The organism is Saccharibacillus sacchari DSM 19268, assembly GCF_000585395.1.
GTDB lineage: Bacteria > Bacillota > Bacilli > Paenibacillales > Paenibacillaceae > Saccharibacillus > Saccharibacillus sacchari.
In genome coordinates, this window is record NZ_KK073875.1 from 4,461,776 (window position 1) to 4,475,991 (window position 14,216).

At 49.9% G+C, this 14,216-nt stretch carries 11 protein-coding genes; 1 reads left to right on the forward strand and 10 read right to left on the reverse strand.

Features of this window, described 5'->3' with window-relative positions; genetic code table 11:
* Positions 1-43: 43 nt before the first annotated feature.
* The 3 genes from pflA to adhE form a co-directional block, all read right to left on the reverse strand.
* The gene (gene pflA / locus SACSAC_RS19365) at positions 44-781 is read right to left on the reverse strand and encodes a pyruvate formate-lyase-activating protein (protein WP_037289409.1); all 738 of its coding nucleotides are present in this window, start codon (positions 779-781) and stop codon (positions 44-46) included.
* Between the two features lie 108 nt (positions 782-889).
* Positions 890-3,154: a formate C-acetyltransferase gene (gene pflB, locus SACSAC_RS19370; RefSeq protein ID WP_037289410.1), complete on the reverse strand. Its 2,265-nt coding sequence runs from the start codon at positions 3,152-3,154 to the stop codon at positions 890-892.
* 458 nt (positions 3,155-3,612) lie between these two features.
* A complete protein-coding gene (adhE, locus tag SACSAC_RS19375) occupies positions 3,613-6,228 on the reverse strand; it encodes a bifunctional acetaldehyde-CoA/alcohol dehydrogenase (RefSeq protein WP_037289413.1) in 2,616 nt (871 codons plus the stop codon).
* 676 nt (positions 6,229-6,904) lie between these two features.
* Between adhE and SACSAC_RS19380 the strand changes: the two genes are divergently transcribed.
* Positions 6,905-7,621 carry a Crp/Fnr family transcriptional regulator gene (locus SACSAC_RS19380; protein ID WP_037289415.1) on the forward strand — a complete coding sequence of 239 codons (717 nt, stop codon included), beginning with the start codon at positions 6,905-6,907 and terminating at the stop codon, positions 7,619-7,621.
* Positions 7,622-7,772: 151 nt separating this feature from the next.
* On the opposite strand, the gene SACSAC_RS19385 is transcribed toward SACSAC_RS19380, so the two are convergent.
* The 7 genes from SACSAC_RS19385 to SACSAC_RS19415 all read right to left on the reverse strand — a co-directional run bounded on the left by SACSAC_RS19385 (position 7,773) and on the right by SACSAC_RS19415 (position 14,200).
* Positions 7,773-8,519 carry a hypothetical protein gene (locus SACSAC_RS19385; RefSeq protein ID WP_037289416.1) on the reverse strand — a complete coding sequence of 249 codons (747 nt, stop codon included), beginning with the start codon at positions 8,517-8,519 and terminating at the stop codon, positions 7,773-7,775.
* Positions 8,520-8,671: 152 nt separating this feature from the next.
* A complete protein-coding gene (locus SACSAC_RS19390; protein ID WP_037289418.1) occupies positions 8,672-9,001 on the reverse strand; it encodes a winged helix-turn-helix transcriptional regulator in 330 nt (109 codons plus the stop codon).
* 95 nt (positions 9,002-9,096) lie between these two features.
* Positions 9,097-9,780, reverse strand: coding sequence for a uracil-DNA glycosylase (locus SACSAC_RS19395; protein WP_037289420.1), 684 nt, complete (start codon positions 9,778-9,780; stop codon positions 9,097-9,099).
* 255 nt (positions 9,781-10,035) lie between these two features.
* Positions 10,036-10,767, reverse strand: a complete 732-nt coding sequence (locus SACSAC_RS19400) for a ThuA domain-containing protein (protein ID WP_037289422.1) — start codon at positions 10,765-10,767, stop codon at positions 10,036-10,038.
* Positions 10,768-10,811: 44 nt separating this feature from the next.
* Positions 10,812-11,780 (reverse strand): sugar phosphate isomerase/epimerase family protein, encoded by a 969-nt coding sequence (locus tag SACSAC_RS19405; protein WP_037289424.1) that lies wholly within the window; start codon positions 11,778-11,780, stop codon positions 10,812-10,814.
* 574 nt (positions 11,781-12,354) lie between these two features.
* Positions 12,355-13,437 (reverse strand): Gfo/Idh/MocA family protein, encoded by a 1,083-nt coding sequence (locus SACSAC_RS19410; protein ID WP_037289426.1) that lies wholly within the window; start codon positions 13,435-13,437, stop codon positions 12,355-12,357.
* Positions 13,430-14,200 (reverse strand): sugar phosphate isomerase/epimerase family protein, encoded by a 771-nt coding sequence (locus SACSAC_RS19415; protein ID WP_037289428.1) that lies wholly within the window; start codon positions 14,198-14,200, stop codon positions 13,430-13,432. The genes SACSAC_RS19410 and SACSAC_RS19415 overlap by 8 nt, the downstream gene beginning before the upstream one ends.
* Positions 14,201-14,216 lie beyond the last annotated feature (16 nt).

Consider the following 14,216-nt stretch of genomic DNA (forward strand, 5'->3'; position numbering starts at 1 on the left):
AAGATAATTTCTTGAATTTTAGGTATTACAGCAACAAAATCATTTATGCCATTTGCATGTTGCGTCCTTCTTCAATTAATCTGTACGCTCGTTGAACTTGCTCGTCCGTCGGAGAATCTACGCCTTCCAGCGGGTATTCCCGACCGAGTTCTTTCCATTTATAAATGCCCATTTGATGATAAGGAAGAATTTCGAATTTCTCGACGCCGTTCAACGTTCCGATAAACTTCCCAAGATCTCGCAGGTTATTTTCATCGTCATGAATGCCAGGTACGAATACATGGCGAATCCACATTTTTTTGCCATGATCAGATAGCCATTGTGCAGTACGCAGCGTTTGTTCATTGCTAACGCCAGTCAATACTTTATGCTTGTCGTTATCGATATGCTTGATATCCAGCAGAACAAGATCCGTTACATCCATCAGATATTGCAGTTTGTCCGCATTATTGAAGCCGTTGCTGTCCAGTGTCGTATGCAGTCCCCAACGTGCCTTAACTTCGCGGAAGACTTCAGCTACAAATGCAGCTTGCAGTGTGGGTTCGCCGCCCGAGATGGTTAATCCGCCACCGGAAGAACGATAGTAATTGAGGTAAGGCTGTATTTCGGATAGTACTTCTTCAACGGTTACTTCTCTGCCCCCGTCAAAATTCCAGGTATCGGGGTTGTGGCAGTATTGGCATTTCATCAAGCATCCTTGCATAAATAGTACGAAGCGAATTCCCGGGCCGTCTACCGTCCCGAATGTTTCCAGTGAGTGTATGCGTCCTTTGTGACTCATTCGTCGTCACCCTTTCAATAATAACGGCGCTCACATCCCGCGAGCGCCGTATAGTTGATGTTGAATGAACAGGTAGCCAGTCCGAAGTGATCGCTTCGGCTTGCTTACTTACATATTAGAGTGGAACGTACGGTTGATAACGTCCATTTGTTGTTCGCGAGTCAGCTTGATGAAGTTAACGGCATAACCCGATACGCGAATCGTCAATTGCGGGTAGTTTTCCGGGTGCTCCATCGCGTCCATCAGTTGTTCGCGATCGAACACGTTAACGTTCAAGTGGTGAGCGTTGCTGCCGAAGTATCCGTCCAGCATAGCGACCAGGTTCGACTTACGAGTTTCTTCTTCTTTACCCAGTGCTTTAGGCACGATCGAGAATGTGTTCGAAATGCCGTCAAGGCTTTCTTCATAAGGCAGTTTGGCAACGGAACTCAGGGAAGCCAATGCGCCTTTTTTATCGCGGCCGTGCATTGGGTTAGCGCCTGGTGCGAATGGTTCGCCAGCTTTGCGTCCATCCGGTGTTGTACCTGTTTTCTTGCCGTATACCACGTTCGAAGTGATCGTCAGTACGGATTGAGTAGGCAGCGAATCACGGTATGTTTTGTGTTTGCGAATCATACGCATGAATTTCTCGACCAATTGTACGGCAATTTGGTCGACACGATCGTCGTTGTTGCCGTAGCAAGGATATTCGCCTTCGATTTCGAAGTCGATCGCGATTCCTTGTTCATTGCGGATTGGTTTAACTTTTGCGTATTTAATTGCGCTCAGGGAGTCAGCCGCTACGGACAGACCCGCGATACCGCAAGCCATTGTACGCAGGATGTCACGGTCGTGCAGCGCCATTTCGATACGTTCGTAGCTGTATTTGTCGTGCATATAGTGAATGATGTTCAGGGCGTTCAAGTATACTTTGGACAGCCATTCCATCATCGGTTCATAGCGTTTCATCACTTCGTCATATTCGAGGTATTCGGAAGTAATCGCCGGGAATTCCGGTCCAACTTGTTCGCCCGATTTTTCGTCTTTACCGCCGTTGATTGCGTACAGCAGCGTTTTTGCCAGGTTGGCACGAGCGCCGAAGAATTGCATTTGTTTACCGATGCGCATTGCGGATACGCAGCATGCAATACCGTAGTCATCACCATAGATCGGACGCATCAGGTCATCATTTTCGTACTGGATCGAGCTTGTTTCGATCGAGACTTTTGCGCAGTATTTTTTGAACGCATCAGGCATTTGTTCCGACCACAGTACGGTCAAGTTCGGTTCCGGCGCAGGGCCCAGATTGTACAGGGTATGCAGGAAGCGGAAGCTGCTCTTCGTTACGCGAGTCGTGCCGTCTACAGCCATGCCGCCGATTGATTCGGTTACCCAAGTCGGGTCGCCGCTGAACAGTTCGTTGTAGTCAGGCGTGCGCAGGAATTTCACGATACGCAGTTTCATAACGAAATGGTCAACCAGTTCTTGAGCCGTTTCTTCAGTCAAAGTGCCTTCGGCCAGATCGCGCTGCACGTAGATGTCCAGGAAAGACGATACGCGTCCCAGCGACATTGCCGCACCGTTTTGTTCTTTGACTGCTGCAAGGTAACCGAAGTACACCCATTGGAACGCTTCTTTAGCATTGGTTGCCGGCTTGGAGATGTCCATACCGTGCAGTTTAGCCATTTGTTTCAGCTCGCCCAATGCGCGGTATTGTTCGGAGATTTCTTCGCGCAGACGAATCGTGTTTTCATCCATGCCGTCTCCGACCGTTTCGTTGTGCTCTTGTTGTTTTTGTTTCATCAGGAAGTCTACGCCGTACAGAGCAACGCGACGGTAGTCGCCGATGATGCGACCGCGACCGTAAGCATCCGGCAGACCCGTTACGATACCGGATTTACGTGCAGCACGAATTTCGGGTGTATAAGCATCAAATACGCCTTGGTTATGCGTTTTACGAATATTAGTGAAGGTATCCACGATCGATTGCGGAACTTCGAAGCCGTAAGCTTTACAAGCGTCGATAACCATTCGGATCCCGCCGTAAGGCTGAATCGCGCGTCTGAAAGGTGCATCCGTTTGTACGCCTACGATTTGTTCTTTTTCTTTATCCAAGTACCCCGCGCCGTGCGAAGTGATCGATCCCGGAGTGTTGACGTCTACGTCCCACACGCCGCCTCTTTCTCTTTCTTCTTTCGACAACTGGGAAACGATTTTCCAGAGATCATTCGTATTTTGCGTAGGACCGGCCAAGAATTCTTCGTTGCCCGTGTAAGGAGCGATATTCTCGTCGATGAAGTTTTTCGTATCGACGTGGTTTGTCCACTTACCTGCTTTAAAATTTCTCCATGCTTCCGAATTTGCGCCTGTGATTTCTTTTTCGATAACCGACATGTGATTACCTCCATTTATATGTTTAGCTGAGATCACGGCCTAGAGAGGCTTTCCGCGTCTCGCTTCAGATCCCTAGCTGCTGACGATCCCACCAACAAGGTGAAAAATATCACATTCATCAACAGAGCTTAAGACTTTCTTTTTTCTCTCAATGTCTTGGGGACCTTTCATGCCTTTATTATGCCCTTCTTCATCCCAAGATGATGTGATTTTTATCACAATCATTCACTTTTTTATGATTTTTATCACTTTTAAGCCCGCTTTCTGAATAACACATCATTTCATGACTGTTTTTCAATTTTCATGATAACTAACTTTCTTCCTGATTTTATATTGTGCAAGAAAAAAGCGGCGCTGCTCACCAATGTGAGTGCGCCGCATCATAGTACGAGAGTTTGTGTTGCTTAAAGGGCGTCGGAAGCCCGAGCGGGTCGGATACAGTGTCAGAGCTAAAAGTATCAGTCTTCGAATCTGCCGTAGAACGCGTCGCGGTATACGTCAGCCAGTTCAGTCACAAGCGGCAGCTTAGGGTTAGCCGTTGTGCATTGGTCTTCGAACGCACGGTCAGCCAGGTAATCAACGCGCGATTCAAACTGTTTCGCATCGAAGCCCAGTTCCTGGAATGTAGCCGGGATGCCCAGTTTATCATTCAGCTCACGGATGGCCTTAATCAAGCTTTTCACGCCTTCTTCGGTTGTTCTCGCCGGCAATCCCAGAATGCGCGCAATTTCAGCGTAACGCTCGTCAGCGATAAAGTGCGAATATTTAGGGAACGAAGCGAACTTCGACGGTTTTTTCGCATTGTAACGGATGACGTGAGGCATCAAGATCGCATTGGTGCGACCGTGAGCCGTGTGGTACTCCCCGCCCCATTTGTGCGCCAAGCTGTGGTTGATGCCGAGGAAGGCATTCGCGAACGCCATGCCGGCAAGCGTCGAAGCATTGTGCATTTTTTCACGGGCTACTTTATCGGCAGTCAGTGCTGATTTTTCCAGGTTAGCGAAGACGAGTTGGATTGCTTTGATTGCCAAGCCGTCGCTGTAGTCGCTTGCCATAACCGATACATAAGCTTCGATCGCGTGGGTCAGCACGTCCATGCCCGTGTCGGCAACCGCGACTTTAGGCAGCGAGTATACGAATACCGGATCGACGATCGCTACGTCCGGAGTCAGCTCATAGTCGGCCAATGGATATTTCGTATTGCCTTTTTCCTTATCGGTGATGACCGCGAACGAAGTCACTTCCGAACCTGTGCCCGAAGTCGTAGGAATCGCCACGAATTTTGCTTTGCGACCCAGACGAGGGTATTTGTAAATCCGTTTGCGGATATCCATGAATTTTTGTTTCAGGTTGTCGAACTCGGTATCCGGATATTCATAGAACAACCACATGCCTTTTGCAGCATCCATCGGCGAACCGCCGCCCAGCGCGATAATGCAGTCCGGTTGGAAACGTTCCATCATGGCACGTCCGCGCTCGACCGTCGTGGTCGACGGATCGGGTTCGACTTCCGAGAAGACTTCGATCGCAACCGGAGTTTGACGTTGACGCAGATAATGTTGAACGCGTTCCACGTAGCCAAGCTGTACCATCATCGGGTCCGTTACGATTGCCACACGCGTGATGTCCGGCATTTTAGCCAGATATTGGGTTGCGTTCTTTTCAAAATAGATTTTATCCGGTACTTTGAACCATTGCATATTCACGGTACGACGCGCCACCCTTTTCACGTTAATCAGGTTCACTGCGGTTACGTTCGACGATGTCGAGTTACGGCCGTAAGATCCGCAGCCCAGCGTCAGCGATGGCAGGTTCGTATTGTAGATGTCGCCGATCGCGCCGTGCGTCGAAGGCGAGTTTACGATGATACGACCGGTTTGCAGGCGGTTCGCGAAGCGTTGAATCACCGCATCGTCGTTCGAGTGGATCGCCGACGAGTGACCCATGCCGCCGAACTCGACGACTTCTGCGGCGCGAGCGATACCTTCATCGGCCGTTTTTACTTTATAGCAAGCCAGAACCGGGCTCAGCTTTTCAGCCGACAGCGGATACTTCGTGCCTACGCCTTCGATCTCGGCAACCAGGATTTTCGTTGTTGCCGGAACTGTGATGCCTGCCATTTCCGCGATTTTCACCGCCGATTGGCCGACGATCGCCGGGTTAACTGCGCATTTTTCCACGTTCATGGCGCTTGGCGTCAATTTGGCGATTTCATCTTTATTCAGGAAGTAGCAGCCGTTTGCAATCATTTTCTTTTTAACTCGATCAAAAATCGGTTCTTCGATGATAACCGCTTGTTCGGATGCGCAGATCATGCCGTTATCGAACGATTTCGACAGAATCAGGTCGGTTACGGCCTGGTCGATATCCGCCGTTTTTTCGATGAAGGCCGGAACGTTACCGGGACCTACGCCGAGAGCAGGTTTGCCGCAGCTGTAAGCTGCACGAACCATTGCTCCGCCGCCGGTAGCCAGAATCAATGCTACATCGTTGTGGTTCATCAGAATGTTCGTTTTATCCATCGAAGGCTTGTCAATCCATTGGATACATCCTTCTGGCGCGCCTGCTTTAACCGCTGCTTCATGCAGGATTCGAGCGGCTTCCGAACTACAGTATTGCGCAGATGGGTGGAATCCGAATATAATAGGGTTACGTGTCTTAATCGAAATCAGCGCTTTGAACATGGTTGTGGAAGTCGGGTTGGTTACAGGCGTGATCCCCATCACGATGCCTACCGGTTCCGCAATTTTCTGGAAGCTGTCATACTCATTGTCCTCAATAACGCCTACCGTCTTATCATTTTTAATGCTGTGATAGATGTATTCCGTTGCGAAGAGATTTTTTGTGATCTTGTCTTCGTACACGCCGCGTTTCGTTTCTTCAATGGCGATCTTGGCGAGATACATGTGCTTGTCCAGGCCGGCCAGGGCCATCGCTTGCACGACGGTATCGATTTGTTGTTGGTCCATTTGCATGAACGCTTCCTGTGCTTTTTTCGCGTTATCAATCAGTTTTTGAATGTCCTGTTCAGCGGTTGGTTCAACAGTACGGGCGGCTTCATTTTTCACTGCCATTTCCCTCATCCTCCTCAAGATGTTTGCGTTGTTTTCTCTACGTCACAAATCATAGCACACGCGTTTTAGTTTGGGAAGTGAAAAATTTCACAAAATAATTTCGAGCCGTATTCCTCTCCTTTTCCCGAAGCATTCCTTGCACTTCCTTTCATTAATGCCTTCGAATACCCTCGGCTTACTCTTTCAAAAAAAAGTTAAAACAATTCTCTTTTTTTGCATTTACTTTCGTTTGAAATAGCTAAAGTACTACCATTTCCCCCAAAATAAAAATATAAAAATTTATACAAAAATTTGCGTAATAAGAATTGACAAAATCGCAGATATCCCTCATGATAAAGACATAAAGTGAAAAAAGTCACAATGTTTGATATTTTGCCACTATTTTTCGCTCCATTGACTCCAAAAACTTGAAATTTTCAGTTATAATTAATTTAAAATTTGATTAACGAAAAAGCGTTAGGCTTGTACGGAAACTTTGAAGGAAGCAGATTGGCCTGAATTTTCGCTCTGTGCAAGGACCGGTTTCGAAGGCGTGGCCGGGGCAAGTCAAGAAATCGTGACGCGACAGAGAGTGAAAAGGCAGGGAAAGATGCACTTCAGTAAGTTTTCGTACACGCCCTAGTAAATGCTCGGCCGACAATTCGAAGTGTGCGCTTGCGCAAAGGAGATGTTAATGATGACCCTGTATCACCATGCCACCGATCATCGAGGCAATACCGGATGTTTTTCGGATCAAAATATGAAGCGTCTGGAAGTCGTTATGAAGGACCGCCATATCCCGGAAGGATCGCATTTGTTTTGGGAGGGAGACCTCGCCGATAAGCTTTATTACATCAAAAGAGGCCGTGTCAAGCTGACCAAATCGACCGATGAAGGCAAGGAACTCATCCTTTACATGTACCAAACCGACGACATGGTCGGGCAAGCGGACCCTTTCTTCAGCAGCAAGCATAGCTTTACGGCTGAAGTTATCGAGGATACTGAAGTCGGCGTTATCGAACATAAAGACCTGGAAGTTCTGATCTGCCAACACTGTGACTTTGCGATCGATTTCATGAAATGGATGGGTATCCACCACCGTTTGACGCAAACCAAATTCCGCGATCTGATGATGTACGGCAAGCCGGGCGCACTCTGCTCGACGCTGATTCGCCTGGGCAATACGTATGGCGAAAAGCACGGCGAAGGCACGCTGATCAATAAAAAAATTACGCATACCGATCTGTCGAACATGATCGGAGCTACGCGCGAGAGCGTGAACCGGATGCTTAGCGATCTGCGTAAAAAAGGTGCTGTCGAGTATGAAAACGGCATGATCGTCATTACAGACCTTGCCATGCTTCAAGAAGTCTGCCACTGCGAACTTTGTCCAAACGAAATATGCCGGATCTAGTACCCTTTCAACTCTTAATCATAGGTTTACGCTCCCCTGAAACGCACACGCTTCAGGTGCGATTCAGGGGAGCGTATTCCTACCTTTAGTGTTGACAAGGTACTAAGCGATCCGGCTTTTTTGTGCGTTTTTATTCCGATTAAGGCGCATCTCAAAATCTCTCCAGTGTCAGCTCGACATAATCTCCCGGCTGTAACGGCATATCAAACCCCCGATCAGGATTGAGTTCTTTCCCGTTCACCTTGAGCACCCATGTCTCCCGAGGTTTGGTCATATACCCTTCTTGCGTATCCGGATTAGCTTTGACCAGTCGAATATTGCGATCATTCTCGGACATGGTCACGAGTCCGCTAGCTTTAAGAACGTCGCGAACCAATGTGCCTTCCGCATACGGATGCGCGTAAGAACCGCCCAATGACGGGTTCAACTCTCCCCCGCTGATTAATAAGGTGTTAACCGGTGCTCCGTCGTTGCCCGGCGCTTCGATATATAGCAGAATTTCGTCGCCGGCTTGCACGCGTGCGCTGAAATCATCACCGGGGATCTCCTTGCCGTTCTGCTTGACCGACCATACCAATTCGGAATGAAGCTCCGTGTCATCGACTGAAGCAATGCGTCCTTCATTATCGAACCGGACGATACCGCTTCGTTCCAGGGCATCGCGGATCGTGTCTTCGGCTCGGTAAGAACTGATCAGCGAGCGATTCTCATTGGGCATATAAATGCCTCCGTCAACGACCAGTCTGAAGTTTTCACCGCTGCTTGCTTCCGCTTCGGCCGTTGTGTCCGCTGAAGGCTGTCGAAGCAAAACGGCTGTCGCGGCTACCGCTATAACAAGCAGGACGGCAAGCACGAACAATAGGACACGTTGATCGGGCAGCTTGATTTTTGTCCGCATGGGTCCCCGTTCCCTTCCTCCCGAAGTGTAACCGATTGCCTCGGCTCATATCTTTTATTGTAACAAAAGCAGCAGGCGTTTCTCAAATGCATACGTCACGAAATAAAAAAAGAACCCCTTCGTCTCCAAAGAGGTTCTTTGCGTTTCCCGGATTAATCGACCCAAGATTCCGCCCACATCTGAATCTGCTGCATAACCGGCTGAAGTGCCCGGCCTTTTTCCGTCAATTCGTATTCGATCCGTACAGGAGTTTCGGGATATACATGACGCACCAGAATACCTTCACCTTCCAGATCCTTCATCCGTTCGGACAACATTTTGTCGCTCATCATCGGAATTTGGTTGGAAATGTCCTTAAATCGCTTCGGACCGCTCATCAATGTCTGAATGATCAGACCGTTCCAGCGCTTGCCCAAAAACGAAAAAGCCGTCTCGAATCTTGGACAAAGCTGCATTGACACTTCATGTTTTTGCTCTATCATAGATGATCACCTCTTAGAAGATTCCCTCTGAAGAGAAACTTACGATTTGTTAGTTTATTTCATATTAACACATTTCCAAGAAAAAGAAAATGCCTTCACGAATTATTTTTTACCGCTAAAAAATGTTTAAGTGCCTTCAGATCGCGATCAATCACTTCTTCGAGCGATCGATTGTATATGACGGCAGCCGGATGATACAGCGGAAAAATCGAATAGGAACGTTCGCCGAAAACGTAGCCGGAAACAGGGTCGTTCATATCTTCGAGTTGCAGCACGGGACCTTCGATCACTTTGCCGTGAAGCGAGGAAATCGTTTCATGACTGCCGATCAGACGATGCAAACCGACATTCCCCATCGGCACGATCACCTGCGGCTGAACATGCTCGATCTCAAAATCCAGAATCGGCGCATGAGCCAACACTTCGTTTTTGGTCGGCGTACGATTGGAACGACTGATCCGCGGAAGGGTACCCACGGGTGCTCCTGCCACAACCTTGTCTTTAAAAGGACGACTGCGTACGGCACTGGAAATGTAAATGTCCTGACGCGTGAGTCCTAGCTTCTCCAGATACTGTTCTAACACCTTCCCTGCCTGACCTGTAAACGGACGACCTTCCACAATTTCCGTCGCGCCTGGCGCTTCTCCAACAAACATAATCTTTGCCGGAATGGCCCCTTGACCGAGCAAAAAGCCTTCAAGGTCATAGCCTTCGGATCTGCGCAAGCATGCCTTTACAATCTCTTCCGTTACGGGCGCGCTGCCAAATTCCACGTTCATAGCCATCCCCCTTTCTTCACTCGCCTCTTCATTATTTACCGGTATTGTTCCTATTTTACCCCAAATCGGATATTGCGCCAACCTCGACAAAGCCCTTCTTTATAATTTTGTTAACGCTTTCTTCATTATAAACAGAAAAGCCGTCCTCCCGCGTTAAGCGAAAGGACGGCCGTGCAGCAGCAATTGCTGCACGCCTTCGATATTCATGTTTCCCCTAAAGTCGGAATTCGTTTGTTTAACGTCGGCAGAGATGTTTTAAACGAGTTCCGGAGCGTGCAATGGACGTACCGGCTGCGAATGCCCATACACCGGTTTAGCCGCAGTCGTCGGATAAGCCCAACGAATCGAATTGGAAATTACGCGGATGATATCCTTGTTGTAATACGTCGGGTACGTCTCGTGTCCCGGGCGGAAGTAGAAGATCTTGCCGGAACCGCGGCGGAACGTGCAGCCGCTGCGGAAGACTTCGCCGCCGGAGAAATTGCTGATAAAGACGATCTCGTCCGGAGTCGGAATATCGAAGAACTCGCCGTACATTTCTTCATGCTCCAGAATGATGTTTTCACCGATGCCTTCCGCGATTGGGTGGGAAGGATTAACCGCCCACAGAATCTCTTGCTCACCGGCTTCACGCCATTTCAGATCGCAGCCCGTTCCCATCAGTTTCTTGAAAGGCTTGGAAAAATGGCCGGAGTGCAATACGATCAGGCCCATGCCTTCGCGCACGCGTTGCGCAACGGCTTCCGCGATCGAGTCGTCAACCAGCTCGTGCGCCATGTGGCCCCACCAGATCATGACGTCCGTCGAGTCCAACACTTCTCTTGTCAAGCCGTGATCGTCCTCTTCCAGCGTACACGTGCGAATTGCGAACCCTTCCGGTGTCAGGGCGCGCTCCAGTTGTTTGTGAATACCGTCCGGATATACGGCTTTAACTTCTTCATCTCTGCGTTCGTGCACGAATTCGTTCCAGATGGTTACATTGATCATCGTCGGTATCTCCTTAGTTATGACTGTAATTTGAGTGCCTTATATTAAACCCACCACATCTCTCCAGCAGGCTCTTCAATGAGTACCTGTTGAAGATTGCGCACGGCTTTACCGAAGCCTTCATCGACGGACATCAGCCCGTCTTCGTGCTCAATACTAACAACGTAATCGTAGTTTTGCAACCGCAGCTCGCTCATCATGTCGGACCACACTTTCAGGTCGTGGCCGTAGCCTACGCTGCGGAAGTTCCATGCCCGATCCTGCATCAACGTGTAGGACTGCATGTCCGTCAGGCCGTGCATGTTGACGTTGTTTTGATCGATCGTGATATCTTTGGCATGGAAATGGTGAATGGCTCCGGCGCGTCCAAGGATACGGATCGCTTGAACCGGATCGATGCCTTGCCACCACATATGGCTAGGGTCGAGGTTGGCGCCGATCGCTTCGCTGGTAGCTTCGCGCAAACGCAGCATGGTTGCCGGCGAATGCACCGAGAAACCGCCGTGCAGTTCGAGTCCTACTTTGACGCCGTGGTCCTGCGCGAACTTCCCTGCATCTTTCCAGTAAGGAATGACTTTGGTTTCCCACTGCCACTTCAGGATGTCCTGATAATCGTTCGGCCACGGTGCGACCGGCCAGTTCGGATATTTCGCATCCTCATGGTCGCCCGGACAGCCGGAGAAGGTATTGACAACTTGCACGTCCAAACGCTGCGCCAATTCGATGCTCTTCATAAAGGCATCGTGATCGGCTTTAGCTAATGCTTTTTGCGGGTGGAGCGGATTGCCGTGGCAGCTTAGCGCACTGATGATCAATCCGCGCGATTCAACCGCTTTTTTGAACGCATCCAGTTTCGACTTGTCGGCCAGCAGTTCTTCCGGGTTGCAATGTACGTTGCCCGGATGCCCGCCTGTAGGGATTTCTACTGCTTTGAGTCCTTTTTCCGCGATGTAATCGAGCGACTCTTCAAATCCCCGTTCGTTGAACATTACCATGAATACTCCAAGCTTCACAACCGAACCTCCTTAATTATTATATCCGTATTTTGAGGTGAATCTGAATAGGAAAGAGGTGCGAAAAAGCCCCTTTTTCCGACATTCGATCGACCAGCGAAATGTACCAGTAATGATGTGGGGCGTGAAGTTCCCATGCGGGTTGGAAGCGGGGGGCTACGGGGAAAAGTCCGTTTCGGTCGCTGTTGAACTCAGAAAATTGGATTGGAATTAATAATGGGATTTTCCGAGTTCAAAGGCGATCACTTGCGTTCCTGCACTGGACTTCTCCCCTTCGCCGTATAGCTTCGCAAAAGCAAAGGAACTTCATTTTTCGAAAAAGTAAATAAAAACATAAAAGATACAGATAAGGGCTAAGTGAGCGAGATGAGGATTCGCTCGCTGGCGCCGGTGATTAAAAGCGAAGCGGGAGCTGGGCACCCGCTTTTTTTAAATCCTTACACTTATGGAACGCAGAAAGCGTTTGAACAGATCACTTTTCGGCAGAACTTTTGGGTGCAACTGGAAAGTTTCTGCCGGAAGGGATTTGGATCAGAGTCCGCTTATGCCGGCGTTCTTCAGCGCATAAGGAATCTTAGTTGAAGTATACGGCTTTGCCGGTTTTGGCGGACTCGTAGAGGGCTTCGAGAATTTGGGTCACCACGAGGGCTTGTTCCGGTTTAACGACCGGATCTTTGTCTTCGAGGATCGCTTCGAGCCATTGGCGAGCTTCGCGGTCTTCGGCGTTTTCGGAGCCGCCGTCATAGAAAGCTACGCCGCCGGAGCCGAAGTCGACTTTGGTTTCGACAAGGCGGCTGCGGTTTTCGCCGTTGATATGCAGGCCGTCAGCCATGTCTGCGCCGCCTTCGGTGCCGCAAAGCAGCGTTTGGGCTTCGCCGAATTTGCGCACGTTGAGCGCCCAACTGGATTCGAGCACGATCGTTGCGCCGTTCTCCATTTTGATGAAGCCGAACGCGGAATCTTCGACTTTGAATTGTTCCGGATCCCACGGTCCGAAAGCGTTGGCTGCATTTTCGCGGCTGCCGAGCTTATGGAAGGTCGAGCCCATGACGCTTTGCGGCTTGTAGTTGTCCATCAGCCAGAGAGTCAGGTCAAGCGCATGCGTGCCGATATCGATCAACGGACCTCCGCCTTGTTTTTCTTCGTCGAGGAACACGCCCCAAGTCGGAACGGCGCGGCGGCGCAGTGCGATCGCTTTGCCGAAGTAGATATCGCCGAGCTCGCCTTTTTCGCACATGTCTTTCAAGTGCAGGCTGTCGTCGCGGAAGCGGTTTTGGTAAGCGATCGAAAGTTTTTTGCCCGTACGCTCTGCCGCTTCGATCATGCTGCGCGCTTCTTCCGTCGTTTTGGCCATCGGTTTTTCGCACAGGACATGCTTGCCGGCTTCAAGTGCCGCAATCGTGATTTCCGCGTGGGAATCGTTCGGCGTGCAGACGTGAACGACTTCGATGCTTGCATCTTTCAGCAATTCCGTATAATCCGTATAGACTTTGGCACCTTCGGCGCCGTATTTGTCGGCAGCTTCTTGAGCACGGGATTCGACGAGGTCGCAAAAAGCGACGAGTACGGCTTTATCTTGTCTGGACAGAGCCGGAAGGTGCTTGCCGTTGGCAATGCCTCCACAACCGATTACGGCGACGTTAAGCGTTTTAGACATTCAATTTTGCTCCTTCTGCTGCGTATTTTTTAACCCATTCCATGCTTGTAGCAATACTTTCGAGCGGTTGGCCGCCTGCACAGTAGTCCTGTTCGACAACGATCCACTTCACTCCTGCTTCGATTGCGGCATCCGCGATGGCTGCAAGATTGACTTCGCCTACGCCCAGTTCAGCCGTAATGGCTTTTCCGTCGGCATCGCGCGTCATGTCTTTCAAGTGAATGATCGGCAGGCGTCCTTTGTAGCGATTGATGTATTCGACCGGATCGTAACCGCCGTAGTGTACCCAACACGTATCCATCTCGACTTGCAGGTCTTCGGCCGGAACGGCATCGTACATGGCGTCGAACACCGGCTTGCCGTCGACTTCTTCCGTCATTTCGAAGTCGTGGTTATGATAAGCCAGCACGGCGCCCTGCTTGCGGGTACGCTCGCCGAGGTCTTTCAGATTCGCGAAGACTTTGTCCCACTGGCGATCTTCTTCCACCAGGTAAGGGACGATCAGCGTATTGTTGCCGATTTGTTTGTTATACGCGATTTCCGCGTCGAGATGCTCAAGCAGTTGGGCGTACGCCGTATGCGTGCCGAGCGCCGTCAATCCAAGCTCGTCGAGAATCGACTTTACTTCTTCTGCGCCGCGGCCGAAGAACGTATGGAATTCCACGCCTTTGTAACCCAGGGCGGCTACCTTCTCAAGCGTTCCGCGGAAATCTTTTTCCATTTCTTCGCGTACGGTGTACAACTGCAATCCTACTTGCGTCATTGTGTACTCCACCTTT

What these genes read in the sequence shown, in the direction of transcription:
- SACSAC_RS19400 (WP_037289422.1), bottom strand. Translation starts at nt 10,767, where the DNA reads ATGATCAATGTAACCATCTGGAACGAATTCGTGCACGAACGCAGAGAT.
- pflA (WP_037289409.1), bottom strand. Translation starts at nt 781, where the DNA reads ATGAGTCACAAAGGACGCATACACTCACTGGAAACATTCGGGACGGTA.
- SACSAC_RS19380 (WP_037289415.1), top strand. Translation starts at nt 6,905, where the DNA reads ATGACCCTGTATCACCATGCCACCGATCATCGAGGCAATACCGGATGT.
- SACSAC_RS19390 (WP_037289418.1), bottom strand. Translation starts at nt 9,001, where the DNA reads ATGATAGAGCAAAAACATGAAGTGTCAATGCAGCTTTGTCCAAGATTC.
- SACSAC_RS19385 (WP_037289416.1), bottom strand. Translation starts at nt 8,519, where the DNA reads ATGCGGACAAAAATCAAGCTGCCCGATCAACGTGTCCTATTGTTCGTG.
- SACSAC_RS19410 (WP_037289426.1), bottom strand. Translation starts at nt 13,437, where the DNA reads ATGTCTAAAACGCTTAACGTCGCCGTAATCGGTTGTGGAGGCATTGCC.
- pflB (WP_037289410.1), bottom strand. Translation starts at nt 3,154, where the DNA reads ATGTCGGTTATCGAAAAAGAAATCACAGGCGCAAATTCGGAAGCATGG.
- SACSAC_RS19395 (WP_037289420.1), bottom strand. Translation starts at nt 9,780, where the DNA reads ATGAACGTGGAATTTGGCAGCGCGCCCGTAACGGAAGAGATTGTAAAG.
- adhE (WP_037289413.1), bottom strand. Translation starts at nt 6,228, where the DNA reads ATGGCAGTGAAAAATGAAGCCGCCCGTACTGTTGAACCAACCGCTGAA.
- SACSAC_RS19415 (WP_037289428.1), bottom strand. Translation starts at nt 14,200, where the DNA reads ATGACGCAAGTAGGATTGCAGTTGTACACCGTACGCGAAGAAATGGAA.